This window comes from Cupriavidus taiwanensis, assembly GCF_900249755.1.
GTDB classification, from domain to species: Bacteria; Pseudomonadota; Gammaproteobacteria; order Burkholderiales; family Burkholderiaceae; genus Cupriavidus; species Cupriavidus taiwanensis_D.
Map to the genome: position 1 here is coordinate 330,449 of NZ_LT976853.1, position 23,656 is coordinate 354,104.

General features: G+C 67.4%; 22 protein-coding genes. 15 read left to right on the forward strand and 7 right to left on the reverse strand.

Features of this window, described 5'->3' with window-relative positions; all coding sequences use genetic code 11:
- Positions 1 to 140: 140 nt before the first annotated feature.
- Positions 141 to 1,256, reverse strand: a complete 1,116-nt coding sequence (locus tag CBM2594_RS01450) for a DUF2855 family protein (protein WP_116355279.1) — start codon at positions 1,254 to 1,256, stop codon at positions 141 to 143.
- 66 nt (positions 1,257 to 1,322) lie between these two features.
- Between CBM2594_RS01450 and CBM2594_RS01455 the strand changes: the two genes are divergently transcribed.
- The 8 genes from CBM2594_RS01455 to CBM2594_RS01490 all read left to right on the forward strand — a co-directional run bounded on the left by CBM2594_RS01455 (position 1,323) and on the right by CBM2594_RS01490 (position 11,348).
- Positions 1,323 to 2,036, forward strand: coding sequence for a TetR/AcrR family transcriptional regulator (locus tag CBM2594_RS01455; RefSeq protein WP_116355280.1), 714 nt, complete (start codon positions 1,323 to 1,325; stop codon positions 2,034 to 2,036).
- Between the two features lie 156 nt (positions 2,037 to 2,192).
- Complete coding sequence (locus tag CBM2594_RS01460; RefSeq protein ID WP_116355281.1) at positions 2,193 to 2,633, forward strand: CBS domain-containing protein; 441 nt, start codon at positions 2,193 to 2,195, stop codon at positions 2,631 to 2,633.
- A 329-nt stretch (positions 2,634 to 2,962) separates the two neighbouring features.
- Positions 2,963 to 5,572, forward strand: a complete 2,610-nt coding sequence (locus CBM2594_RS01465; RefSeq protein WP_116355282.1) for a type VI secretion system Vgr family protein — start codon at positions 2,963 to 2,965, stop codon at positions 5,570 to 5,572.
- Positions 5,562 to 7,388: a lipase family alpha/beta hydrolase gene (locus CBM2594_RS01470; RefSeq protein ID WP_116355283.1), complete on the forward strand. Its 1,827-nt coding sequence runs from the start codon at positions 5,562 to 5,564 to the stop codon at positions 7,386 to 7,388. The genes CBM2594_RS01465 and CBM2594_RS01470 overlap by 11 nt, the downstream gene beginning before the upstream one ends.
- Complete coding sequence (locus tag CBM2594_RS01475; RefSeq protein WP_116355284.1) at positions 7,385 to 8,599, forward strand: T6SS immunity protein Tli4 family protein; 1,215 nt, start codon at positions 7,385 to 7,387, stop codon at positions 8,597 to 8,599. Before CBM2594_RS01470 ends, CBM2594_RS01475 begins: the two co-directional genes overlap by 4 nt.
- A complete protein-coding gene (locus CBM2594_RS01480) occupies positions 8,596 to 8,886 on the forward strand; it encodes a PAAR domain-containing protein (protein ID WP_116355285.1) in 291 nt (96 codons plus the stop codon). Before CBM2594_RS01475 ends, CBM2594_RS01480 begins: the two co-directional genes overlap by 4 nt.
- Positions 8,887 to 9,147: 261 nt before the next feature.
- Positions 9,148 to 10,638, forward strand: a complete 1,491-nt coding sequence (locus CBM2594_RS01485; protein ID WP_116355286.1) for an MDR family MFS transporter — start codon at positions 9,148 to 9,150, stop codon at positions 10,636 to 10,638.
- An 89-nt stretch (positions 10,639 to 10,727) separates the two neighbouring features.
- Complete coding sequence (locus CBM2594_RS01490; RefSeq protein ID WP_116355287.1) at positions 10,728 to 11,348, forward strand: glutathione peroxidase; 621 nt, start codon at positions 10,728 to 10,730, stop codon at positions 11,346 to 11,348.
- A 25-nt stretch (positions 11,349 to 11,373) separates the two neighbouring features.
- On the opposite strand, the gene gstA is transcribed toward CBM2594_RS01490, so the two are convergent.
- The 3 genes from gstA to CBM2594_RS01505 all read right to left on the reverse strand — a co-directional run bounded on the left by gstA (position 11,374) and on the right by CBM2594_RS01505 (position 14,261).
- A complete protein-coding gene (gene gstA, locus CBM2594_RS01495) occupies positions 11,374 to 12,000 on the reverse strand; it encodes a glutathione transferase GstA (RefSeq protein WP_116355288.1) in 627 nt (208 codons plus the stop codon).
- Positions 12,001 to 12,135: 135 nt separating this feature from the next.
- The gene (locus CBM2594_RS01500) at positions 12,136 to 12,864 is read right to left on the reverse strand and encodes a maleate cis-trans isomerase family protein (protein WP_116355289.1); all 729 of its coding nucleotides are present in this window, start codon (positions 12,862 to 12,864) and stop codon (positions 12,136 to 12,138) included.
- Positions 12,865 to 12,962: 98 nt separating this feature from the next.
- Positions 12,963 to 14,261, reverse strand: a complete 1,299-nt coding sequence (locus tag CBM2594_RS01505; RefSeq protein ID WP_116355290.1) for an MFS transporter — start codon at positions 14,259 to 14,261, stop codon at positions 12,963 to 12,965.
- Between the two features lie 232 nt (positions 14,262 to 14,493).
- On the opposite strand from CBM2594_RS01505, the gene CBM2594_RS01510 reads away from it, so the two are divergent.
- The 3 genes from CBM2594_RS01510 to CBM2594_RS01520 all read left to right on the forward strand — a co-directional run bounded on the left by CBM2594_RS01510 (position 14,494) and on the right by CBM2594_RS01520 (position 17,500).
- Entirely contained in the window at positions 14,494 to 15,168 is a 675-nt protein-coding gene (locus CBM2594_RS01510) for a GntR family transcriptional regulator (protein ID WP_232346618.1), read from the forward strand.
- A 34-nt stretch (positions 15,169 to 15,202) separates the two neighbouring features.
- A complete protein-coding gene (locus CBM2594_RS01515; RefSeq protein ID WP_116355292.1) occupies positions 15,203 to 16,051 on the forward strand; it encodes a fumarylacetoacetate hydrolase family protein in 849 nt (282 codons plus the stop codon).
- A gap of 204 nt (positions 16,052 to 16,255) precedes the next feature.
- Complete coding sequence (locus CBM2594_RS01520; protein ID WP_116355293.1) at positions 16,256 to 17,500, forward strand: M20 aminoacylase family protein; 1,245 nt, start codon at positions 16,256 to 16,258, stop codon at positions 17,498 to 17,500.
- A gap of 23 nt (positions 17,501 to 17,523) precedes the next feature.
- Here the strand turns inward: CBM2594_RS01520 and CBM2594_RS01525 are convergent, their stop codons facing one another.
- Entirely contained in the window at positions 17,524 to 18,396 is an 873-nt protein-coding gene (locus CBM2594_RS01525; RefSeq protein WP_174079612.1) for an AraC family transcriptional regulator, read from the reverse strand.
- A 127-nt stretch (positions 18,397 to 18,523) separates the two neighbouring features.
- Here CBM2594_RS01525 and CBM2594_RS01530 point away from each other — a divergent pair, with 127 nt between their 5' ends.
- Complete coding sequence (locus CBM2594_RS01530; RefSeq protein ID WP_198048084.1) at positions 18,524 to 19,783, forward strand: MFS transporter; 1,260 nt, start codon at positions 18,524 to 18,526, stop codon at positions 19,781 to 19,783.
- A 14-nt stretch (positions 19,784 to 19,797) separates the two neighbouring features.
- Here the strand turns inward: CBM2594_RS01530 and CBM2594_RS01535 are convergent, their stop codons facing one another.
- Complete coding sequence (locus tag CBM2594_RS01535; protein WP_116355295.1) at positions 19,798 to 20,349, reverse strand: MarR family winged helix-turn-helix transcriptional regulator; 552 nt, start codon at positions 20,347 to 20,349, stop codon at positions 19,798 to 19,800.
- Between the two features lie 95 nt (positions 20,350 to 20,444).
- On the opposite strand from CBM2594_RS01535, the gene CBM2594_RS01540 reads away from it, so the two are divergent.
- The 3 genes from CBM2594_RS01540 to CBM2594_RS01550 all read left to right on the forward strand — a co-directional run bounded on the left by CBM2594_RS01540 (position 20,445) and on the right by CBM2594_RS01550 (position 22,819).
- The gene (locus tag CBM2594_RS01540) at positions 20,445 to 21,356 is read left to right on the forward strand and encodes an EamA family transporter (RefSeq protein WP_116357648.1); all 912 of its coding nucleotides are present in this window, start codon (positions 20,445 to 20,447) and stop codon (positions 21,354 to 21,356) included.
- Between the two features lie 86 nt (positions 21,357 to 21,442).
- Complete coding sequence (locus tag CBM2594_RS01545; protein WP_116355296.1) at positions 21,443 to 21,730, forward strand: hypothetical protein; 288 nt, start codon at positions 21,443 to 21,445, stop codon at positions 21,728 to 21,730.
- A 99-nt stretch (positions 21,731 to 21,829) separates the two neighbouring features.
- Positions 21,830 to 22,819 carry a Bug family tripartite tricarboxylate transporter substrate binding protein gene (locus CBM2594_RS01550; RefSeq protein ID WP_116355297.1) on the forward strand — a complete coding sequence of 330 codons (990 nt, stop codon included), beginning with the start codon at positions 21,830 to 21,832 and terminating at the stop codon, positions 22,817 to 22,819.
- Positions 22,820 to 22,850: 31 nt separating this feature from the next.
- Here the strand turns inward: CBM2594_RS01550 and CBM2594_RS01555 are convergent, their stop codons facing one another.
- Positions 22,851 to 23,531, reverse strand: coding sequence for a response regulator transcription factor (locus tag CBM2594_RS01555; RefSeq protein ID WP_116355298.1), 681 nt, complete (start codon positions 23,529 to 23,531; stop codon positions 22,851 to 22,853).
- Between the last annotated feature and the right edge of the window lie 125 nt (positions 23,532 to 23,656).

The following is a 23,656-nucleotide window of genomic DNA, read 5'->3' on the forward strand; positions in this document are numbered from 1 at the left end:
GCAAGCGGGAGAGGGGCCGGGGGTGAGGGCAGGCGCTGGCATACCGACGGCCCTGACTTCGTCGACGCATCGTCCCTCACACCAGCCCCCTCCCGCAAGCGGGAGAGGGAGCATGCCGCAGCGGTTTGAACCGTCGTCGCCTAGCTGACGACCACCACATACCCCTCCTGCGGCGCTGCGCTTCCCGTCGCCAGCCGCGCGATCCGTGCCTGCGCCGCTTCGAACCCGCTCTCTTCCACCAGCGTCAGCCAGCCATTGCCCGGGTCGCGCGCATGGTCGATAAAGCGCCGCTGCGCGGCGTTGAAGCGCCGGTTCACCTCCTGCGGCCCCCAGTCGGCATTGCGCTTGCGGATCTGCACCGGCGCGAAATAGAACTCGGGCCTGGGCCCGGGCAAATGCAAGTCGCGCAGGAAGCCGGTGTTCTGGGTCGAGCCCACGAAGCAGTCGTACACCAGGCTGTCGCCGAAATGGGCATGCACGCGCGCGCGCAGCGATTCGTCGCCGGAGAAGTCGACATAGAGCGTGGGCTCGCTCACCGGCACTGAGGTCAGTTCTTCGTAGCAAACGGTGTCGTGATAGCAGCCCAGGCCTTCGACAAAGCCGCGGTTGCGCGCCGAGGTCAGCGCTGTCAGCGTGATGCCGCTGATCTCGCGCAGGCAGAAGGCCGTGCCATAGGCGGTCTTGCTCGACGCGCTGGACACCACCAGCCGGCGCGCGCCGAAGAAGCGGTTGTCTTCCAGGAAATCGGCCAGCATGAACGAGGTGATGAACAGCGGCCGGTACAGCATCTGGTGGTGCTCGAGTTCGGGTGCGTAGGCGGCGTCGTTCTGCACGCGGGTGTACTGGTTGTAGGCCGAGGTCAGCCGGGCGCGGTGCGCGGCGCCATCGTAGAAGCCGCGCGCGGTGACGCGCTCGGGCTGCATGCGCACATGGCTGGCGATGGGAAAGTAGCCGTAGAAGCGCTCGCCCGGCGCGATGCCGTCGACGGCCGAAGCCACCACGTCGGCGAAGCCCCAGACCGGCATGTGCCCCCACTGCGGCTGGCCGGTCGGGAAGAAGTCCCAGTACTGCATGGCTTCGCCGAAGGCGGCGTAGGTGATGTTGTTGGTGGTCAGCGCGAAGCGGTCCAGCCGCAGCAGCACTTCGCCGGGCGCGGCGTGCGCGGGCTCGGCTGCGGCTTCCAGACGGCTTTCGTTTAGGGCATCCTTGCGGCTGAACAGCCGCGTGACGGCAAGGTAGGGTTCGGTGGCTGCCATGGTTTCTCCTGGTTCGCGGCCGCGCCGTCCGGCGCGCAATGGCGCGCCATGACTTCCGTGAGGCCGATGCCAAGAATCTATCGCCGCCCCGCCGCCGCCGGGTTCGGAAACAAAGCGCCCGCCGCCAGCGGACTGAAACGGCCCGCCACCCCGCGCAGCAAGCCGCTCAAGCGCCCTTCGCAGCAGCGCGCGCACTTCACCGTCAACGCCATCTACGACGCCTTTGTTCGGATCTGGCGCCGCCACGGCTGGGACGGCGTGACCACCCGCGCGGTGGCGCTGGAGGCCGGTTTCTCGGTCGGTACGCTGTACGAGTACTTCCCCGGCAAGGAGGCGCTGGTGTCGGGCTATGTGCGCCACACCGTGGAGGCCATGGTGGCGCGCATCGATGCCGAGGTCACGCAGCGCACCGATGCCGACTGGCGCACGCGGGTGCGGCGGCTGGTGGCGATTGCCTGCGGCGCCGACGATGCGGCGATGGGCATTGTCTTCGACGCCGGCATCATCGCGCTGGAGCCGCGCATCGCCGAGGCCAAGCACCACCGCCGCGTCTTCGAGGAATTCTGCGAGGCCTGGCGCCGGGCGCTGGCGGCTTGCCCCGACCTGCCCGCCACGCCGGATGCCGCGCGGGTGCAGGCGCTGGTGCTGGCGGTGTGGGGCGCGCGCCGCTACCGGGTGCTGCTGCAGGACGAAGGGCCGGACCAGGACGCGTGGGTGTCCGAAATGCAGGCGCTTTGCCTGGCCGCGCTGGGCGGCAACGCGCCGCCGCGGCAACCCTGACGCCCGGGCCTGCCATGCGCGCATCACACCCTTGCTTACAAAGATTCGCGTAAGTCACCCTGTAAGGGGCGCCGTTACTTTGCTACTCTGATTGCATTGGCGCCGAAGCCGGCACCGCCAGCCGTATCTGCATTGTCGACGGAAAAGGAGTTGGTGATGAAAACCGCACGCCAGGTTCTGGAGTCCAAGCCGAGTCAGGCCATCTACAGCATTCCGCCCACGGCGTCCGTCTACGCCGCGCTGCAGCTGATGGCCGAGAAAGGCATCGGTGCGCTGCTGGTCATCGAGCATGGCGAGATCAAGGGCATCCTCAGCGAGCGCGACTATGCGCGCAAGGTGATCCTGATGCAGCGCACCTCGCGCGAGACGCTGGTGCGCGACATCATGACCACCGCGGTGATCTACGTCAGCGCCAACCAGACCACCGACGAATGCATGGCGCTGATGACCCGGCACCGGCTGCGCCACCTGCCGGTGATGGAAGGCGACGAGCTGATCGGCATGCTGTCGATCGGCGACCTGGTCAAGGACATCATTTCCGAGCAGCAGTTCATCATCGAGCAGCTGGAGCATTACATCACTGGCGGGGGGCGCTAGGCCTGTCTTGTTCGGGGATCAGGTCGTATTCCCCATCCGCCCGCCCCGTCCACTATCCCGCGCACGGCCGCTGGTTAGCCCAGCGTGCCGAACTTCACGCCCAAGGTAGCCGCCCGGTGCGGCGGCTGCGATTCCATGCCCGCCTTGACGTGCAGAAAATGCTGCGTTGGCGCTAGGAATCGTCCTAATTGGCTGGCCTTTCGATTAGCGTTGCAATCTTTGGAACGTGTAACGTCCGTTTTGCGGATAACATCGCCTGCGCTCCGCAGATGGTGCTTCGCGCGTAACACGGGTGCCTTGCGGTAATCCTCTCTCAGGAGGCCGCTCGCATGGGTATCCGCGACAACCTGCCTTTTCCCGCCCGCACCGTCACGGTCTCCGGCCCCGCCTTGCCGGAAATTCTCGGGCAATCCCCCTTTACCTTCGTGCGCCTGGCGGGCAGCGAGGGCGTCTGCGGCCTGTTCGAATACGACATCGAACTGAAAACGCCGGACAAGGCCTACAACTTCCACGGCCCGGAAGGCAACTTCGACCTGCGCGAGATGAACGGGCGCGAGCTGACCGTGCATATCGAACTCGACGGCATGGGTACGGGGCTGGCGGGGCGCATTGGCGCAGGCACTCGCGAGATCAGCGGCATCGTCGATCGCGCCCGCTACCTGCGCGCCGAAGGGCGGCACTTCGTCTACGGACTGACGCTGCGTCCCTGGCTGTGGATTGCCTCGCAGAACAGGAACAGCCGCGTCTTCGAGAACCGCACCGATATCGAAATCATCGAAGAGGTCCTGTCTGCGTACTCCTTTCCGGTCGAGCGCAGGCTCGACGTGGCGAAATACCCCAGGCGGGTCTACCGCACCCAGTGCGACGAGAGCGATTACACCTTCATCGCCCGCCTCATGCAGCACTGGGGCATATCGTGGTTCTTCGAACATTCTGACGGCAAGCACCGCCTGGTTCTGGCCGATCACCTCGGCGGTTACTTCAACATGCCGAGCGAGGCGTACCAGGTGCTGGAAATCCATCCGCCCGGCGTCAGGGTCGACCAGGAACACCTCGATGCCTTCTCGGTCGTCGATGCCGTGGTCGCAGGCAAGTACACGACCAATGCCTACAGCTTTACCCAGCCGCGTGGCAACCTGACCGCCAGCAGTTCGGACCCGCGAGACACAGGACTGAACACTGGCGCGCTGCATCAGGAGGTGTACGACTTCCCCAGCGAGCACGCCCAGCCTGCCACGGACAACCGCCCATGGGACGAAGGCGACATGATCGCGCGCCTCCGCATGGAGGAAATCCGTTCGCGCGGCCTGCGCTGCTTTGGCACCGGCAACCTGCGTGCCGTGGTGCCTGGCTGCACCATGCACGTCAACGGACACCCCCAGCAGGCGGCCAACCGCGAGTATGTGGTGCTCAACGCCAGCCTTAGTCTGGAAGACGTGGCCGAAGCCTCTGGTGAAGGCCAGCGGTGGCACTGCCGGGTGGAATTCGAGTGTCACCCCACCCATGAGGTCTTCCGCCCGGCACTGAGCATCCCGTGGCCGGTGGTCACTGGTCCGCAAAGCGCGACGGTAGTTGGCCCCGAAGGCCATACCGTATGGCCCGACCGCTTCGGGCGCGTGCGCGTGCAGTTTCCGTGGGACCGCTTCAACAAGATGTCCTGCTGGGTACGCGTGGCGACGCCATGGGCGGGCTCGCAGTACGGCCAGGTCAGCATCCCGCGTATCGGCAGCGAAGTGCTGGTGATGTTCCTGGACGGCGGCGACCCGGACAAGCCCATTGTGATGGGCGCGGTGCCGAACAGCCTCAACATGCCGCCGTGGCAGCTGCCGCATCAGCATGCGCTGACCGGCATCCGCAGCCGTGAGCATGACGGCTCCAGCAGCGGTCATCTGGTATTCGACGATACCAAGGGACAAATCCAGTCCCAGCTGTCCTCGGACTACCAGCGCTCGCAACTGAGCCTGGGCTACCTGAGCCGCATCGAGGACAACCGGGGTCGCCAGGATCATCGGGGCAACGGCTTCGAATTGCGCACCGATGGGCACGGTGCCGTGCGCGGCGGCGACGGCCTGCTGATCAGCACCGAGGCCCGGCCCGATGCCAGGGCGCACCACAAGGACATGGACGAGACGGTTGAGCGGCTGCAGCAGGCCCAGCATGCCCACGACATCATGGGCCAGCTCGCGCAGCACCATCACGCGCAGGACGACGAGCAGCAGGACGTCGCCAAGGCGCTCAAGGCCCAAGATGAAGAAATCCGCGGTTCGGGCGAGGTCAATGGCGAGTTGACCGCGCCTCATCTCGTCCTGGCCTCTGCAGCAGGATTGGCCGCGACGACCGCCAAATCCACCCAATTGCACAGCGGCGAGCATCTGGCTGTCACGACTGGCAAGCACGCATCCATCGTCAGCAGCGGCGGCATCTTTGCCAGCGCGGCGCGACGGATTGCGCTGTTCGCGCACAGCCTGGGCATACGGCTGGTGGCCGCCACGGACCACATTGCACTCGAAGCGCAGGACGGCGACATCAAGGGCACCGCCAAACGCCACATTCATTTGCGCGCGCTTGGCGACATCGTTTTCGAAGCCGACCAGGGCATTTTGTTGAAGGTCGGGCAGACCTATATGCGCTTGACCCCTTCGCAGATCGTCGAGGGCATGAGCGGGGTGAAACAGATTCACGCGTCCGATCTGAGTGTCGATGGCCCGGATGGCATGAACCCCAGCGCCCTGGCGCTGCCGCAGAGCGATTTCGATCAGCAGGTGTACTTGCATCTGCCCGACGGCTCGCCCGCCAGGAACCGGAAATTCCGCCTGACGCAATCCGACGGCAGCGTGATCGAGGGCTTCACCGGTCCCGATGGGCTGACCAGACTCCAGCAAAGCCAGGGCGCTGAAAACATCATGATTCAGATTCTGGAGTCCGCAAGTGGGCACTGATCGCATCCATCTGCAAACCGGCGAAGAGATCGGCGGACATGCCGGCGCCACCATTGCGCTGACGCCTTCGACCGACACGCGCCGCGTCAGCCTGCTGGTGCCGCCTGACAAGGTGATTCCGGTCATCTTCCTGCCGGGGATCATGGGTACCCACCTGCGAATGAGCCGGAAGCGGCAGGAGGATCTCAAGCGCGACGACAACATTGCCTGGCGGCCGGATGACACTGGGGACACGCTTGCCCGCCGCAACGACTCTCCGGGCCGGCGGCAAATGAACTTCGATCCCGATGAAACCGAAGTGGACCGTTACGAGATCACCGAGGACGCCGGGAAGTTCGACATGACCGGCGAGGAAACGGTCAATTCCGACAAGCGGCACGGCAACGTCCCCGATGGGCTGCCCGATATCGGCTTGCTGATGAGCGCGCCGTTGCCGCCTGCCGCCGAGCAGTGGAAGGCCAAGCGTGGCAGGCACGAGGCCACCGCCGCGCAGAAGGCCCGCTGGCGCGGCTGGAGCGAAGTCATGTTCGAGACCTACGGCGAGGTGATCAAGCTCATGGAGGCTCACCTGAACGACATGCTGGTGGCCGGGGAACTTTCGCCGACCTGGAAGAAGGGTCGGAAGGTGGAGGTGCTGGGCGTCAATCCCGCCTATTGGGGCGGCGCCGGCGATGCGCTGACCGAGGCCGATGTCCTGCGCGTGGCGAACTGCTGGTATCCGGTCTACGCGATGGGCTACAACTGGCTGGAAAGCAATGGCACGTCCGCCAGGAAGCTGGCCAGGCGCATCGACGAAATCATCGGCATGTACAAGGCCAACGGGCGGCAGTGCGAAAAGGTGATCGTGGTCACGCACTCGATGGGTGGCCTGGTGGCCCGCGCGCTGCTGCATCCGGACTATGGCAACGCGCAGGACAGGATTCTCGGCGTCTACCATAGCGTCCAGCCCGCGCTCGGCGCCGGGGCGGCCTACAAGCGGGTGCGCACAGGGTCCGACGTGCAGGACAATCTGGCTGGGGATATTGCCCGCAATGTCATGGGCAGAACGGGCAAGGAAGTGACGGCGGTCTTTGCCAATGCGTCGGGGCCGCTGGAGTTGCTGCCGACCGCCTCCTATCCACGAGGATGGTTGCGTCTGCAGACTGGCGACTACCGGCAGGCCATGGCGCTGCCAATTGCATCGGATGCGCCGCTGAAGGCGTATCTGAGCGATCTGGACTTGCATCAGAAGCTGGGCGTGGACGAGCCTGTGCCGCCGATGGCGGTGGGCGATCCGGTCTACGACATCTACACGCGCAATCCGAAGTGCTGGTGGCGGCTGCTGAATCCGGATTGGATCAATCCGGCTAACAAGCCATACAAAAGGACTGATCCATATGCAAAGGCGAAACAGCGGATTGCCGATGCGCGGGACTTTCACAAGAACATCAAGGATCTATACCATCCGACCACCTATGCGAGCTACGGCGAAGACAGTTCGCAGAAGTCCTACGGCAGCGTGACATGGCGGGCGGATACTGCCGATCTGGCACCACATGGCGATCCGCTCACGTGGACGATCGAGAGCGAGGACGCCGAGGGCCGCATCGTGGTACGCACGAAGAGCAACCAGCCACTGACCTTACGGCTGGAGCCGCCGACAGATGCCGGTGACCAGACGGTGCCGGCCAAGGCGTCCGCTGAAGCCGTGCGCGGGACGCTGTTCCGGCAGACCGGCTACGAGCATCAGGGCAGCTATCAGAATGACCAGGTGCTGGCCAGCGCCCTGTATTCGATCATCAAGATTGCCAACACCGCGGCATGGTGGGACCGATGACGCCCCGTGGCTTTGCAATCATTCTGGCCAGCGTGCTGCTCGCGGGCTGCCAATCGTTTGCGTATCCGGAGAACAAGATGTCGGAACCTGTTGCGCTGTTGCCGCGCTTGCAGACCCTCTTCGCCAAGACCAAGCCGGTTTGCTTTGGCCGCTATGTGATGGAAGTCCCGGCAGAAGCCAAACTCCTGTGGGGCTTCCGGGATTTTTCGGGCAAGATCATCACGCATGTCGGTGCAGCGGGCCAACTGAAGGAGATGGCGGAAACGTATCGCGCCAAAGAACTGGCCAAGAGCAAGACTGCCGAGATTACATATTTCGGGCCGGGGCCTACTCGCAATAGCATCGAAGTTCGCTCGTTCGAAAGCGAAAACGCGAAGGCTTACGGGGTCGAAGAATATATGACCTTCGTCTCAAGCGGACCACATCTGTTCGAGTGGTTCTATGGTGGCGAAGAACTTGCGCCTTTGGTGCGTGGCATCCGGGCACGCGACAACGCGGACATCCCCACGGCCCCCGGCGTCTGCATCGACCACGGCTTCGTCGCGGACGCGTCCGGCAGCTATCAGGAAATCTTTGGTGCGGGCATTCGGCTGCCCAGCCTGCCCGATGTCAGCTTTTCGGTGGACTCCAACAAGCTGGCCAGCGTGGACGGCGAACCCGGTCTGCTGACTTCGATTGCCCAGCAAAGGAAATATCTGGGTAGCCGCTACCCGAAACTGACGACCCTGCGCGAGGGCAAGCGCACGGTCGGCGTCTGGCAAGGGGAAGAATCGCTGGTCCGCCGTGCGGATGGCACACATGACTTCGAGTGGGAGGCTGTTGGCAGGGAGCGAACGACGCTGCATCCGGCTGTGATCGGCGCCAGGATGTACACCAAGGTGGCGGCCAATCGCATCGGCGCTGCGGATCAGGCGTCGCTGACGGACGAGGAAGCTGTGGCCCTCTGGGACAGGTTGCTGGATGGTGTGCGTTTCCGCGTGAACGCGCCGCCGACGCAGACCGGCGATCCGGTCACGGTGCGCTCGGGCGAAACCACCCCGCTGTCCGGCATCTGGCGCGCCTCGCTTCCGCCCGGACATCCTCAGGCGGATTGGGTGGCCAGCAAGTCCGGCATCCTGCGGCAAAAAGGGATGCCGATGATCCGCTTCGGGCTTTCGCCATCGGACGAGGCGCTGGTCGTCTGGACGTGGATGGGCGAGGCCGGCACATGAGCCGCCGCATCATCACGGTTGGCGATATGACCGACCACAATGGCGTGGTGGCCACGGGTTCCCCCAGATACAAGCTCTGGGGGCGCGCCGTTGCACGGTTGCATGACGAGGTGGATTGCCCGCAGGTTTATCCGGACGGGCGGCCCCATGGGCGCAACAAGATCATCCAGGCCTCGGGGCCGAAGTTCGGGGGCGTGCCCGTTGCGCTTGAAGGGGATGGTTGCGAATGCGGCTGCAAGCTGATTGGCAGTTCCCGTGCGACGATAGGCCAAGGTGGTGTCAAGTGAGCACCAGGCAGCAGCAAGCGTGATATCCGCTGGCCGCATATAATTATGCGTTCGCTGAATTAGGCCGCCCGCTCCGGCATCACGCCCCCCTCGCGCGGTTCCCGGCCCCGATTCCCTGCTTTGACGTTGCTTTCGCCGCACATTGCTGCGGCCTTGTGCTTGCCCATGTCTTCGCCTGCCTCCGCCGGTTCCGCCGCATCCGCTGTTTCGTCCACGCCAGATCACCCCACCGCCCTGCCCGTCCACGACCATCGCGCCGTGATGCGCGTGATCGGCGGCATCGTGCTGTGCATCCTGCTGGCCGCGCTCGACCAGACCGTGGTGATCCCGGCGGTGCCGGCGATTGCCAATGACCTGAACGGCTTCGGCCACCTGTCGTGGATCGTCACGGCGTACCTGATCGTGTCGACGGTGACGACGCCGCTGTACGGCAAGTTGTCCGACAGCTTCGGGCGGCGGCGCCTGCTGATGGTGGCGATCACGCTGTTTATCGGCGCCTCGGTGGCGTGCGCGCTGGCGCAGACGCTGGGCCAGCTGATCCTGTTCCGCGCGCTGCAAGGCGTGGGCGGTGGCGGGCTGATGTCGCTGGCGCAGGCGGCGATCGCCGACGTGGTGGCGCCGCGCCAGCGCGGGCGCTACCAGGGCTACCTGGCCACGGTATGGGCGGTGGCGTCGATCGCCGGGCCGCTGGTGGGCGGCTGGGTCTCGGACCACATGTCGTGGCGCTGGCTGTTCTGGGTCAACGTGCCGCTGGGCCTGCTGGCGATGTTCATGTGCTACCGCGGCCTGGCCATGCTGCCTGCGCGCGGCGGGCGCGCGCGCGTTGACTGGCTGGGCGCGCTGCTGCTGGCGGTGGCCATCGTCGCCTTCCTGCTGGCAATGAGCTGGGGCGGCGACGTCTACGACTGGCTCTCGCCTGAACTGGGCGCCCTGCTGCTGGCCGCGGTGGCGGCGGTGCTGCTGCTGACCTGGCAGGAGCGCCGCGCGGCGGACCCGATGCTGCCGCCGCGCCTGTTCGCCAACCGTGCCTATGTGCTGGGCGTGGCCGCGTCGGCGCTGGCCGCGCTCGACATCTTCCTGTGCATCTTTGCGCTGCCGCTGCACTTCCAGCTGGTGCGCGGCGCCGATGCGTCGACCTCCGGCCTGCTGGTGATGCCGTTCCTGCTGGCAACGGTGGCGGGCAACTTCATCGTGGCGTGGCTGGCGCCGCGCGTGGGCCGCATGCGCGGCATCCTGACCGCCGGCTATATCGCCGGCGCGCTGGGGCTGATCGTGCTGGCGCTGGTGACGCCGGCGGTGCCGCTGGCAGTGGTGCTGGCGGCGATGTCGCTGGCCGGCGTGGGCCTGGGCATCACCATGGTGGCGACGCTGATGAGCGTGCAGAACGCGCTGGAGCGCCGCGATACCGGCGCCGGCACCGGCGCGCTGCTGGTGCTGCGCTCGCTCGGCAGCGCATTGGGCGGAGCGCTGGCCGGCACGCTGCTGACGCTGGAATTCCGCCACGCGCTGGCCGCGTCGGGCGTGACCCAGGCGCTGGACCTGGGCGCGCTGCGCCATGGCAGCGAGGCCTTCGCGCAGCTGTCGCCGTCGGTGCGCGCGGTGCTGGCGGGCGGCGTCGAATCCGGCTTCCACCTGATCTTCGCGGCGGGCGCGGCGGCGGCGGTGCTGGCGCTGCTGATCGTGCGCCGCATGCCGGACGTGGAACTGCGCAGCAGCGTCACCGAACACGCCGCGACGCTGGCGATGGACTGACGCGTGCGGCCGCATCCGGCCGGCCGCCATCGGCGTAAACTACGCTACGCGTACCCGATACCGCGAGCCGACCACCGGAGCCCGTCGCCATGAGCCGTCGCCCCCTGCCTTCCCGCCTGTCCGCCACCCTGGCCGCCGCCGTGACCCTGGCTGCGGCCAGCGCCACGCTGATGCCGGCACCGCTGCACGCGGCCGACAAGCCTGCTGCCCCTGCCGCCGCCGGCGCCTGCCCGGCCTCGCTCAACTTCACCTTCCCGCGCCTGCAGGACGATGCGCCGCAGAACCTGTGCCAGTACGCCGGCAAGGTGGTGCTGGTGGTCAACACCGCCAGCTATTGCGGGTTCACGCCGCAGTACGAAGGGCTGGAGGCGCTGTACGCGAAGTACAACGGGCGCGGGCTGGTGGTGCTGGGCTTCCCGTCCAATGACTTCTCGCAGGAGCCGGGCTCGCAGAAAGAGATCGCGGACTTCTGCTACAACACCTACGGCGTCAAGTTCCCGATGCTCGGCAAGTCGCATGTGCGCGGCAGCGATGCCAACCCGATGTACGCGCTGCTGGCCAGGCAGACCGGCACCGCGCCGAAATGGAATTTCTACAAGTACCTGATCGGCCGCGACGGCAAGGTGGTGGCCAGCTACGGCAGCCGCACCGCGCCGGACGACAAGGAGCTGGTGGCGAAGATCGAATCGCTGCTCGCGGCGCCACGCTGAGCAGCGAAGCGCCGCGCGGCTGCGCTCAGTCGCGCACCAGCCCTTCCGCCCGCATTGCCTCCTGCACCGCGGGCCGCGCGGCAACGCGCGACAGGTATTGCTGCAGCGCCGGGTAGTCATGCAGCGGCAGCTTCAGGATGCGGGCCCAGCCGACGATGGTGAAGCAATACGCATCGGCCACCGTGAAGGTGTCGCCGCCCAGGTACTGGCGGGTTTGCAGGTGCTGGTCCAGTTCGGCAAAGCGGCGCTGCAGCTTCGCCTTGCACTCGTCCTGCGTGCTTGGCGCCGTTTCCTTGTGCCACAGCCACGGGCTGAACACCTTGTGCAATTCGGTCGACACCAGCGTGATCCAGCCGGTGGCTTCGAGCCGCTCGCGCGTGCCGATGGCGGGCAGCAGCTTGCGTTCGGGAACGAGGTCGGCGATGTATTGCAGCAGCGACGCCACCTCGGTATGGCGCGAGCCGTCGTCGAGCTGCAGCAGCGGCACGTAGCCGCGCGGGTTGATGGTGTAGTAGTCGTCGGTCCCGTGTTCGGGCACGGCGAGCTTGTGGGTGTGCAGGTCGACCCTGGCCAGCGTGACCGGCAGGCCGGCTTCGCGCAGGGCGATATGGACGGCCATCGAGCAGACGCCGGGAGTGTAGTAGAGCTTCATCGCGATCCTGAGGTGGTTGCCTGGCCGCCACGCCATGCGGCGGCCGTGCAGGCAGTCTAGGATCGGGGCTGTCATGCAGCAATGCGCGTCCTTGCGGACGCGCATTGCAGATCTGCACAGGGGGGCGGACCCCGCTTACTCGACTTCGCGGAACAGGCGGCCCCAGCCGCGCAGCTCGCGCGTATCGACGCCGCACAGGCGCAGCGACTTCCACACTACCGTGGAGATGGTGTCGTACAGCGGGATGCCGGTCTCGGCTTCCAGTGCTTCCGCCAGGTGCGCGGCGCGCAGGTTGGTGCAGAACGTGGTGATGGCCTGCGGCTGGTGCTGCGCCAGCCCGCGCACCATCTCGCGGATGGTGTCTTCCTCGACCTCGGCGAAGCTGTAGTTCACGTGCAGGTCCAGGTGGCTCTCGGCGACGCAATGGAAGCCGCTGCGCTCATAGTTGGCGATGATGCGCTGCTGCACGTCGTCCAGGTACGGCGTGGCCAGGCCGAAGTTGCGCGCGCCGGTCTTTTCCAGGATTTCGTTGAGCGCCAGCACCGAGGTGGTGGCCGGGATGCCGGTGGCTTCGGTGATCTGCTTGCACAGCGCTTCGTCCTTGTCGAAGCCGAGCCAGCCCGAAGAGGTGCCGTTCCACGCGATGACATCGACGCGTGCATCGGCCAGCAGGCTGGCGGCGGCGAGGATCTTGTCCAGGTTGAACTGCCCCAGCGCCTGGTCGCGCAGCGAGATCTCGGTGACGGTGAAGCGCGAGAAATGCGCGCTGACGTTGGGCAGGCCGGCGACCATCGCGCTGGTGATGGGCTCGAGCGCGGTGTTGGAAGACGGCGTCAGCATGCCGAGTCGGATTTGCTTGGTCATTATGCTTGGGTCTCAGGAGTGAGTGCGGGCGCCGGGACGTTGCCGGCGCCTTGCGCGGGTTTCTTTTTGCTTGCGGAACTCGGTGATCCGACGGGTCTTCAGACGGGAATCTTAGTCTCGTAGTCGATCGCGGTGGAAGCCAGCAGCAGGCCGACGCCGGCCGCGGCGAAGAACATCAGCGCCAGGAAGTACGAGCCGGTGAACTGCACGATCATGCCGACGATGATCGGCACCGAGATGCCGCCGATATTGCCGCCCAGGTTCATCACGCCACCCAGGAAGCCGACCTTGTTCCGCGTGCCCAGCATCGACGGCACGCACCAGAACAGGCCGCACCAGCGCAGGAAGAACAGCGTGGACGACAGCAGCACGACCACCACCACCGGGTCGGTGACATAGGCCACCGAGAAGATCGACGCCGTCGCCACCACCGCGGCGATGCCGAACAGCGTGCGCATCACCACATTGGGCCGCCCGCCGGCTTCCTTCCATTTGTCGGCGATCCAGCCGCCGATCAGCTCGCCGACAAAGCCGCTGAAGAAGATGATGAAGCTGGCGCCGCCCATCTGCTTGATGTCGAAGCCGTGCACCTTGTTCAGGTAGTTGGGCATCCAGGTCAGCAGGCCGTAGAACACGGTGTTGAAGCACATCCAGCCGATCGCCATGCACCACACCGAGCGGTACTTGAAGAAGTCGAGCGAGCGGCCCGACAGGTTGGCCGGCTCGGCGCGGTGTTCGCTGGCCAGCGCTTCCTCGATGTAGCGGGCTTCCAGTTCGTTGACGCCGCGGTGCTCGCGCGGGGAATTGCGCACGTAGTACCAGGCCAGCACGCCGGCCAGCACCGTGCCCACGCCGGCGACGATAAAGGCCAGGCGCCACGAGCCCAGCGAGGCGATCAGCCACGTGATGATGATCGCGCCCAGGGCCGCGCCCAGCGGCGCGCCGCCGTCGAGCAGCGTGGCGCCGCGGCCGCGCTCGTTCTGCGTCATCCAGATCGCATTGAGCTTGCCGCCGGCCGGATAGATGGGGGCCTCGGCCGCGCCCAGCCCGAGGCGTGTCAGCAGCAGCGAGGTGGCGTTGGTGGTGAATGCCGCCACGGCCTGGGCGATGCCCCAGAACACGGTGGCGCAGGCAATGACGATGCGCGGCTTGTACTTGTCGGCCAGCATGCCGCCCGGCACCTGCATCAGCGCGTAGGTCCAGAAGAAGGAGCTGAGGATCAGGCCCTGCATGGCAGGGCTGAGGTCGAACTCCTTGGCGATCAGCGGCATCGCCACTGACAGCGAGGCGCGATCGATGTAGTTGATCGCGATGAGAAACAACATCATCAGGAAAATCTTCCAGCGCACCGAGGTCCTGGCCTCGGTGACCACGGTTGCCCGCGTTGTCGTCTGCATGACGGCGTCTCCTTTTTCGTCCTTTGGGTGAGGCAGTTCTAATGGGTGTCGCGCAACAGGCCGGAGTATAGGATACGTAATCTGTAATTACAACGCGTGTAAGTCTTTGATTTTATGATGTTGCGGATGCACAATTTCGGGGTGTGGTAGCCTTGCTGTGGTGCATTTCCCCATTTTGGTGACGTCTGTGACACAAACGCTTTCCCCTTCCGCGCGCCTGCGCACGCTTGGCATGTCGGCCGAAATCGCCGCGCGGCTGCGCACCATGATCGAAGAGGGCGAACTGCCGCCCGGCGCGCGCATCGACGAACGGGCCTTCTGCGAGACCTTCGATGTCTCCAAGACGCCGCTGCGCGAGGCGCTGAAGGTGCTGGTGTCCGAGGGGCTGGTGCTGCACCGGCAGTACATCGGCTACCGGGTCGCGCCGCTGGACCTGGAAGAGCTGCGCGCCACCTTCGAGACCCTGCACGGGCTGGAGGCGCTGGCGGGCGAACTGGCGGCGCAGCGGCTGGGCGCGGCGGCCATGGCCAAGCTGGAGCGGCGCCACCAGGCCATGATCGACGCCCATGCCGCCGGCCGGCGCACCGACTATTTCCGCATCAACCAGGAGATTCACCAGCTCATCATCGATGGCGCGGCCAACCCGGTGCTGGCCGGCATCTATGCCGCACTGATGAGCAAGGTGCACCGCGCGCGCGGTGCCGCCAACGCCGATACCCTGCGCTGGCAGGAGTCGCACGAGGAACACGAGGCCATCATGGCCGCGCTGCGCGAGCCCGGCCGGCCGCGGCTGGCGCAGGTGCTGCGCAGCCATTCCGAGAACACCGCGCGCGAAGTGCTGAGCGTGGTGGCGCAAACGCTGGCCGAAGGCACGGCGCGCACCGGCGCGCTCAAGCAATCGGCCTGAACCCCTTGCAGGCATTCACTACACAACGACGACGATGAAACTGGTTCGAGTAGGCAACCCCGGCGCCGAGCGCCCCGGCATGATCGATGCGGAAGGCCGCGTGCGCGACCTGTCTGCCGTGATCCACGATGTCGACGCGGCGCAGCTGGCGCCGGCCGCGCTGCAAGCGCTGGCGCAGGTCGACCCGCGCACGCTGCCTGTCATCGAAGGCGCGCGTTTTGGCGTGCCCTGGACCGGTATCGGCAAGATCGTCGCGATCGGCCTGAACTATGCCGACCACGCCGCCGAGGCCGGCATGCCGCTGCCGGCCGAGCCGATCGTGTTCCTGAAGGCCAACAGCTCGCTCAATGGCCCCAACGATGCGGTGATGCTGCCGTTCGGCTCGAACAAGACCGACTGGGAAGTGGAGCTCGGCGTGGTCATCGGCACCACCGCGCGCAACGTCTCGCGCGAGCAGGCGCTGGAGCACGTGGCCGGCTACTGCGTGGTCAACGATGTCTCTGAGCGCGAATTCCAGATCGAGCGCGGCGGCACCTGGGACAAGGGCAAGGGCTGCGACACCTTCTGCCCGGCCGGGCCGTGGCTGGTGACGCGCGACGAAGTGCCGGATGCGCAGGCGCTGGGGCTGTGGCTGGAGGTCAACGGCGAGCGCGTGCAGCAGGGCAGCACCGCCACCATGGTGTTCGACGTGGCCACGCTGGTCAGCTATGTCAGCCGCTTCATGACGCTGCTGCCGGGCGACCTGATCGCAACCGGCACGCCGCCGGGCGTGGGCATGGGCTGCAAGCCGCCGCGCTTCCTGAAGGCCGGCGACACCATGCGCCTGGGCGTGAAAGGACTGGGCGAGCAGATGCAGCGCGTGGTGGCGTACGGCGAGCGCTGATTAAGACCGCCAGAAGGGTTCCCCATCGATACGCTTTCATACAAAGCGTTGGGTTTCCACACAAAGCGTACGATTAGGGCAACAGTTCTGGCGCAGAAAGCAGCCGGATTACATGGTTTTACAGGAAATACCGGGCCTGGCGTGTCGTTCGGGTTTTCTGCGTGAAATACTGGTTATACAGGTTTCGCCAGAGAGCAAAACACCATGTCAGAGCACGCCCCCGAAATCGAGTCTTATCTCGGCACCACGCTCCAGTCCCCCGCGTCATCGCTGAAGCACCGATACTGCGCGCTGGCCGATACGCTGGACAGCCGCGCCGAACTCGAAGCCATCCGGCGCAATATCCACCAGCATCCTGAACTGGCCTTCGACGAGGTCCGCACTTCGGGCCTGGTCGCCACCCTGCTGGAAACGTGGGGCTACGCGGTCACGCGCGGCGTGGGCGGGACCGGCGTGGTGGGCACGCTGCGCAACGGCGAGAGCGGGCACAGCGTGGGCATCCGCGCCGACATGGATGCGTTGCCGATCCACGAGCGCACCGCGCTGCCGTACGCCAGCGTCAATGCCGGCCGCATGCACGCCTGCGGCCACGACGGCCACACCGCGATCCTGCTCGGCGCGGCCCGGCAGCTGGCGCGCACGCGCCATTTCAACGGCACCGTGCACCTGATCTTCCAGCCGGCCGAAGAGATCGGCGCCGGCGGCGGCGCCGAGCGCATGCTGGCCGACGGCCTGTTCGAGCGCTTTCCGTGCGATGCGATCTTCGGGCTGCATAACCATCCGGGCGTGGAGCAGGGCACTTTCCTGTTCCGCCCGGGCCCGTTCATGGCGGCGTGCGACACCGTCACCATCACCATCCGCGGCAAGGGCGGCCACGCCGCGCGCCCGCACCAGTCCGTCGACCCGATCCTGGTGGCGGGCAGCCTGGTGATGGCGCTGCAGTCGGTGGTGTCGCGCTATGTCGACCCGAACGAAACCGCGGTGGTGACGATCGGCACGCTGCATGCCGGCCACGCCCCCAACGTGATTCCGGACCACGCGCGCATGGAGCTCAGCGTGCGCTCGTTCAGCCCCGACGTGCGCGCCTCGCTGGAGCAGCGCATCCGCCAGCTCGCCACCTCGCACGCCGAAGGCTACGGCGCGGTGGCCGAGATCGATTACGTGCGCGGCTACCCGGTGCTCGTCAACAGCGAGCGCGAGACCGAGTTCGCGCGCCAGGTGGCCGAGGAACTGGTCGGCGGCGGCAAGGTGGTGGACAACGCCGCGCGCATCGCCGGCAGCGAGGACTTTGCCTACTTCCTGCAGCAGCGCCCGGGCTGCTTCGTGCGGCTGGGCAACGGCGCCAACCAGCCGCTGCTGCACAACGCCGGCTATGACTTCAACGACGACAACCTGACCGTCGGCGCGGCCTACTGGACGCGGCTGGTCGAGCGCTACCTGGGCAACTGAGCGCGGCTTCCGCGCGCCGGCGCTTAACGGAAGAACGCGCTCGGCGGCACGCCGAACTGCCGCCGGAACATGGTCGCGAACGCGCTCGGGCTGTCGTAGCCCAGGTCCAGTGCCACATCCACCACCTTGCTGCCGGCCGCCAGTTTTTCCAGCGCGGCCAGCAGGCGCGCCTGCTGGCGCCATTGGCCGAAGGTCATGCCGGTCTCGCGCGCAAAGCGGCGCTGGATGGTCTTGGGGTCCAGCGCCAGCCGCGCGCCCCAGTCGGCGAGTGTCAGCGCGGTGTCGGGCGCGGCGGCGATGGCGTCGCAGATCTGCCGCAGGCTGGCATCGGCCGGGCGCGGCAGGTGCAGCGGCAGCGACGGCACCAGCATCACCTCGTCGAGCAGCAGCCGCATCAGCCGCGCGTCGCGCGTGTCGGGCGCGTAGGGCAGGGCGATCTCCACCGCGGCCAGGATCAGCTCGCGCAGCAGCGGCGTGATGCCCAGCACGGTGCAGCGCTGCGGCAGGTCGGGCGCGGCATCGGGGCGGATATAGGCGGTGCGCATCTGCACCCGGCCCACCATGCGGATCCAGTGCGTGGTGCCGCCCGGCATCCACATGCCGCGCGTGGGCGGCACGATCCACTGGCCTTCCGCGGTGGCCACGACCATCACGCCGTGCACGGCGTGGATCAGCTGCGCATGCGGATGCTGGTGCGGCTGGGTCACGTGGCCGGGCAGGTAATCGGCCGCCATCGCGGTGACCGGCAGCGGGCTGCGGTCGAAGCGGAAGTAGGGCGGCGGGTCGGCGTAGGTGTCGCCCAGCGCCAGCGTTTCGGGCGTGGGATCGGGCAGCGGCTGCCGCGTACGGCGGTCGGCGGGGGCCGCAGCAGAAAGAGGGCGGGGGGCGCGCGCCATGTCCTTTTCTCCAAGGTTGCGGACCTATTCTCGCAGGACAGGCGCTGGCGCGCCAGCTAGCATCGTGGCTCAGATCCTTGCTGGCCGGCGCCCCCGCTGGCCGCTTTCCGCTTGTCGAGAGCCGCCAATGAGCACAACCATCGACTCCGCGCCCGCTGGCGCAGCCCCCGCGACCCCGTCGCCATCCTCGTCTTCGTCGCAGAGCCCGCAGGCGGAACGCACCGGTTTCCGCGTGCTGTCGGCAATCAGCTTCGCCCACTTCCTCAACGACATGATCCAGTCGTTGATCCTGGCGATCTATCCGATGCTCAAGGGCGGCTTCAACCTGAGCTTCACCCAGATCGGGCTGCTGACCATGACCTACCAGGTCACCGCGTCGTTGCTGCAGCCGGTGGTGGGGCTCTACACCGACAAGCATCCCAAGCCGCATTCGCTGGCGGTGGCGATGGCCTTTACGCTGGCCGGCCTGCTGCTGCTGTCGGTGGCGCCCAGCTATGGCGTGCTGCTGGCGGCCGCGGCGCTGGTCGGCACCGGCTCGTCGATCTTCCATCCGGAGTCTTCACGCGTGGCGCGCATGGCGTCGGGCGGCCAGCACGGGCTGGCGCAGTCGATCTTCCAGGTGGGCGGCAACGGCGGCAGCGCCATGGGCCCGCTGCTGGCCGCGCTGATCGTGCACCAGCAGGCCAGCCTGGCGTGGTTCTCGCTGGCGGCGCTGGTGGGCATCGTGGTGCTGTGGCGCATCGGCGGCTGGTACGCGCGCCAGCTGGCGCAGGGCGCGCGCAAGCGCAAGGCCGCCGGCGCGGTGGCCAGCCCGGTGGCGACGCGCGTGGTGGTGCGGGCCATGGTGGTGCTGATGGTGCTGGTGTTCTCCAAGTACTTCTACATGGCCAGCCTGACCTCGTACTACACCTTCTACCTGATGGAGCGCTTCGCGCTGGCGCGCCAGGATGCGCAGCTGCACCTGTTCCTGTTCCTGTTCGCGGTCGCGGCCGGCACCATCCTGGGCGGCCCGATCGGCGACCGCATCGGCCGCAAGCGCGTGATCTGGGCGTCGATCCTGGGCGTGGCGCCGTTCACGCTGCTGCTGCCGCACGTGGACCTGTTCTGGACCACGGTGCTGACCTTCATCATCGGCTTTATCCTGGCCTCGGCGTTCTCGGCGATCCTGGTGTTCGCGCAGGAACTGATCCCCGGCAAGGTCGGCATGGTCTCCGGCCTGTTCTTCGGCTTTGCCTTCGGCATGGGAGGCATCGGCGCCGCGGTGCTGGGCGGCATGGCCGATACGCACGGCATCCGCGCGGTGTACGAATACTGTGCCTACCTGCCGCTGCTGGGGCTGCTGACGGTGTTCCTGCCCGACGTGCGCGAGCGTCCGCAGCGCGCCTGAGAAAGTGCGGGTGCCTAGTCGCCCGCCTTGCCGTCGCCGCCACTGTCCGGTGGCGGCTCGAACATGCGCAGCCAGCGGCGCAGCAATGCGGCCAGCTGCGCGCGCTCGGTTGCGGTCAGCCCTTCAAGCAAGCGGTGCTCGTTGGCGACGTGCAGCTTCACCGCGTCATCGACGCGCGCGCGGCCGGCGTCGGTCAGCGCCACCAGCAGCCCGCGCCGGTCCTCCGGATTGGGCTCGCGCCGCACCAGCCCGGCCCGCTCGAGATGGTCGAGCCGGTTGGTCATGGTGCCCGAGGTGATCATCAGCGAACCGATCAGCGCGCCCGGCGACAACGCATAGGGCGGCCCGGCCCGGCGCAGCGTCGCCAGCACATCGAACTCCCACGGCTGCAGGCCGGTGGCGCCCAGCGCGGCTTCGATGGCGCGGCTGGTATGGCGGTTGAGCCGGCCCAGCCGACCGAGGATGCCCATCGGCGAGGCATCGAGGTCAGGGCGTTCGCGCGCCCACTGGGCAAGGATGCCGTCGACATGGTCGGGCGCGTCTTCAGGTTTGCGGCGGGCGGTCATCAGGGCAGGGGGACAGAGGCAAGATAGACCGAAGTATCTTGACATCAACCAATCGCCTTCGTAAAGTGATTTATCTTGACATCAAGAATATCGACATGAAGGCGAACGGCAATTCGACACCCGCGGCGGCCGGCCCCAGCCTCAGGGACATCCTGCTGACCGGGCTGGCCCCCGCGATCTGGGGCAGCACCTACCTGGTGACGAGCCAGTGGCTGCCGCCGGGGCAGCCCTTGCTTTCCGGCGTGATCCGCGCGCTGCCGGCCGGGCTGGCGATGCTGGCCTTCGGCAGGCAGTTGCCGCAGGGCGGCTGGTGGTGGCGCGCGGCGGTGCTGGGCGTGCTCAATATCGGCTTCTTCCAGGCGATGCTGTTCATCGCCGCCTATCGGCTGCCCGGCGGCGTGGCCGCAACGGTCGGCGCGATCCAGCCGCTGATCGTGGTGGTGCTGGCGTGGGCCTGGCTGGGCGCGCGTCCGCGCCCGGCTGCCTGGATGGCGGGCGCCGGCGGGCTGCTGGGCGTGGCGCTGCTGGTGCTCGGGCCGGCCGCCCGGCTCGATGCCGTCGGCGTGGCGGCGGCCGCCGCGGGGGCCGTGTCGATGGCCGTGGGCACGGTGCTGACGCGCCACTGGCGTCCGCCGGTTTCGCCGCTGGTGCTGACGGCATGGCAATTGTGCGCGGGCGGGCTGTTCCTGCTGCCGTTCGCGCTGGTGCTGGAACCGCTGCCGGCGCACTTCACGCTGGCCAACTGGCTTGGCTACGCGTGGCTCAGCATTGTTGGCGCCGGCTTCAGCTACGCGCTGTGGTTCCGCGGCGTGGCGCGGATGCCGTCCGCGGCGGTGGCGGCACTGGGTTTGCTCAGCCCGGTCAGCGCCACGGTGCTTGGTTTCCTGGTGCTGGGACAGGCACTGACGGCGGTCCAGGCCGCCGGTGCGCTGCTGGTGCTGGCCAGCGTGTGGCTTGGCCAGCGCGCGGCGGCGCCAGCCACGGTGGCGCGCGCGCAGGCTGCCTGATGTCATCCGCGAAAGGTGCTGCTGCCGGGCGGAGTTTTGCTGCATCATGGCGGGCACTCAGTCAGACGTGCCCGTTCCCGCCGACGATGCCACCAGCCCCAGCTCCTTCCGCGGCCACTTCGGCCTCTCCCGCCTCTCCCGCCACGCCGCCCTGCGAGCGCTGCCTGGCGCTGGCCGATGACCCGCGCCGGCGCGAGCCGCCGGCGTGCCTGGCGCTGCGCGGCACGGCACCGGTGGTGACGCAGAGTGCCGCCGGGGTGCCGTACAGCATGCTGTCCTTTAGCTGCCGCGACTGCGGCACGGGCTGGCGGCTCTATGACCGCGCCAACGAGCTCTTTGTCTCGTGGGTGCCGGAGCGGCCGCTGGAGCGCTGAGCGCGCCGCATGATCGGCTAAGATAGCGGCTGTTCCGCGCCAGGCCGGCCCGTTGCCGCCGCGTGGCCGCTCCTGTCGAATTTCTCCCGCTTTCCCATCATGGCCTTCCCCTTCCGCTCGTCGCCGCTGGCCGCAGCGTGCGTCTTCAGTGCTGCCGCACTGGCCCCCGCCGCTGCCGCCGCGGCCGACACCTATCCCAGCCGCCCGATCCGCCTGATCGTCGCCTATCCCACCGGCGGCATCAGCGACACCGTGGCGCGCGCGCTCGGCGAGCGCCTGTCGGCGCAGATGGGTACCTCGGTGGTGGTGGAGAACAAGGCCGGCGCCGGCGGCAGCATCGGCATCGATGCGGTGGCCAAGGCCGCGGCGGACGGCTACACGCTCGGCTTCGCCGCGACCAGCCCGCTTACGCTGAATCCGCATGTCGGCCGCGTCAACTACGATCCGCAGAAGGACGTGGCGCCGGTAATGAGCGTGATGTACTCGCCGGTGCTGGTGGTCGCGACGTCCGCCTTCAGCGGCAAGAGCTTTGCCGACGTGGTCGGCCAGGCCAGCGCCAAGCCGGGTTCGGTACGCTGGGCCACGTCGGGCCTGGGCACGGTCGGCCATGTGGTGCTGGAACAGGTCAAGCAGAAGTCGAAGGCCGACATCGTGCTGATTCCGTACAAGGGCGCGGGCCAGCAGATGAACGATGCGCTCGGCGGCCAGTTCGAGGTGATGAGCACCAACGCCAGCCCGGTGCTGAGCCAGCATATGCAGGCCGGCCGCCTGCGCGCGCTGGCGGTAGGCGCGCCGAAGCGCCTGGAGAGCCTGCCGGCGGTGCCGACGCTGGCCGAGCTGGGCTATCCCAAGGCCAACCTGACCTCTACCTTCGGCATCTTCGCGCCGGGCAAGACGCCCGCGGCTATCATCAACCGCCTGAACGCCGAGCTGAACAAGGCGCTGGCGGAGCCGGAAGTCCATGAGCGCCTGCTCAAGGGCGGCGAAGTGCCGACCGGCGGCACGCCGGCGCAGTTTGCCAAGGCCATCCGCGAAGAGTCTGCCGAGAACGCCCGCATCGTCAGGGAAGCCGGCATCAAGGCTGAATGACGGGCCTGGCTGAAGCAGTGGTCCAGCTGCGCTAGGCCGCATCGAGCCGGCTGCCCAGCCCATACACCGACGACAGCCGCACCCCGTTGTGCGGCCACAGCGCCAGCTTGGTGCGCACGCGCGACAGGTGGCTGTCCACCGTGCGCGAGGCCGCGTCCACGTGATAGCGCCACACCTGCTCGACCATGGTTTGGCGCAGCACCAGCGAGCCCAGGTTGCGGAACAACAGCACCGCCAGGTCGAATTCCTTCGGGGCCAGCAGCACCGGCTTGCCCTGCACCCACACCTGCCGCTCGGCGGTGGCAAAGCGGAACGGCCCGTGTTCCAGGTCGCAGTCAGCACTGGCTGGCTGCGCGCGGCGCAGCAGCGCCAGCACGCGCGCGGCCAGTTCCGCGGTGCGCAGCGGCTTGGGCACGTAGCTGTCCGCGCCCTGCGCCAGGCAGGCCGCGACAAAGCCCTCTTCGTTCGACGTGCCGGTCAGCATCACCGGCATGTCATTGCCCAGCGTGCGGCGCACCCACGCCAGCACTTCCAGTGCCGGGATGCCCGGCGTATCGCAATCCAGCATCAGCAGGTCGAACGACCTGGCGCGCAGCGCGCCGATCAGCGCGCGCCCGCTGAGGTAGCGCGTGCACTGGTGGCCGTTCAGGCGCAGGGTCTGTTCGATGCTGACGGCGAGGGTGGGGTCCGCCTGCAGCGCGGCGATCTTCACGGGGTGTGGCTCCTGTGCGCGGGCGCACTGCAATGCGCCGGTGGATTGGACACAGCTCGGTCACTACGGGCGACATTGGGCCCGCGGCGAAGCCCATGGTAGGAGCGGCCTGCTGAGGCGAGAAG

What these genes read in the sequence shown, in the direction of transcription:
- CBM2594_RS01450 (WP_116355279.1), bottom strand. Translation starts at nt 1,256, where the DNA reads ATGGCAGCCACCGAACCCTACCTTGCCGTCACGCGGCTGTTCAGCCGC.
- CBM2594_RS01455 (WP_116355280.1), top strand. Translation starts at nt 1,323, where the DNA reads ATGCCAAGAATCTATCGCCGCCCCGCCGCCGCCGGGTTCGGAAACAAA.
- CBM2594_RS01460 (WP_116355281.1), top strand. Translation starts at nt 2,193, where the DNA reads ATGAAAACCGCACGCCAGGTTCTGGAGTCCAAGCCGAGTCAGGCCATC.
- CBM2594_RS01465 (WP_116355282.1), top strand. Translation starts at nt 2,963, where the DNA reads ATGGGTATCCGCGACAACCTGCCTTTTCCCGCCCGCACCGTCACGGTC.
- CBM2594_RS01475 (WP_116355284.1), top strand. Translation starts at nt 7,385, where the DNA reads ATGACGCCCCGTGGCTTTGCAATCATTCTGGCCAGCGTGCTGCTCGCG.
- CBM2594_RS01480 (WP_116355285.1), top strand. Translation starts at nt 8,596, where the DNA reads ATGAGCCGCCGCATCATCACGGTTGGCGATATGACCGACCACAATGGC.
- CBM2594_RS01485 (WP_116355286.1), top strand. Translation starts at nt 9,148, where the DNA reads ATGCGCGTGATCGGCGGCATCGTGCTGTGCATCCTGCTGGCCGCGCTC.
- CBM2594_RS01490 (WP_116355287.1), top strand. Translation starts at nt 10,728, where the DNA reads ATGAGCCGTCGCCCCCTGCCTTCCCGCCTGTCCGCCACCCTGGCCGCC.
- gstA (WP_116355288.1), bottom strand. Translation starts at nt 12,000, where the DNA reads ATGAAGCTCTACTACACTCCCGGCGTCTGCTCGATGGCCGTCCATATC.
- CBM2594_RS01500 (WP_116355289.1), bottom strand. Translation starts at nt 12,864, where the DNA reads ATGACCAAGCAAATCCGACTCGGCATGCTGACGCCGTCTTCCAACACC.
- CBM2594_RS01505 (WP_116355290.1), bottom strand. Translation starts at nt 14,261, where the DNA reads ATGCAGACGACAACGCGGGCAACCGTGGTCACCGAGGCCAGGACCTCG.
- CBM2594_RS01510 (WP_232346618.1), top strand. Translation starts at nt 14,494, where the DNA reads ATGTCGGCCGAAATCGCCGCGCGGCTGCGCACCATGATCGAAGAGGGC.
- CBM2594_RS01515 (WP_116355292.1), top strand. Translation starts at nt 15,203, where the DNA reads ATGAAACTGGTTCGAGTAGGCAACCCCGGCGCCGAGCGCCCCGGCATG.
- CBM2594_RS01520 (WP_116355293.1), top strand. Translation starts at nt 16,256, where the DNA reads ATGTCAGAGCACGCCCCCGAAATCGAGTCTTATCTCGGCACCACGCTC.
- CBM2594_RS01525 (WP_174079612.1), bottom strand. Translation starts at nt 18,396, where the DNA reads ATGGCGCGCGCCCCCCGCCCTCTTTCTGCTGCGGCCCCCGCCGACCGC.
- CBM2594_RS01530 (WP_198048084.1), top strand. Translation starts at nt 18,524, where the DNA reads ATGAGCACAACCATCGACTCCGCGCCCGCTGGCGCAGCCCCCGCGACC.
- CBM2594_RS01535 (WP_116355295.1), bottom strand. Translation starts at nt 20,349, where the DNA reads ATGACCGCCCGCCGCAAACCTGAAGACGCGCCCGACCATGTCGACGGC.
- CBM2594_RS01540 (WP_116357648.1), top strand. Translation starts at nt 20,445, where the DNA reads ATGAAGGCGAACGGCAATTCGACACCCGCGGCGGCCGGCCCCAGCCTC.
- CBM2594_RS01545 (WP_116355296.1), top strand. Translation starts at nt 21,443, where the DNA reads ATGCCACCAGCCCCAGCTCCTTCCGCGGCCACTTCGGCCTCTCCCGCC.
- CBM2594_RS01550 (WP_116355297.1), top strand. Translation starts at nt 21,830, where the DNA reads ATGGCCTTCCCCTTCCGCTCGTCGCCGCTGGCCGCAGCGTGCGTCTTC.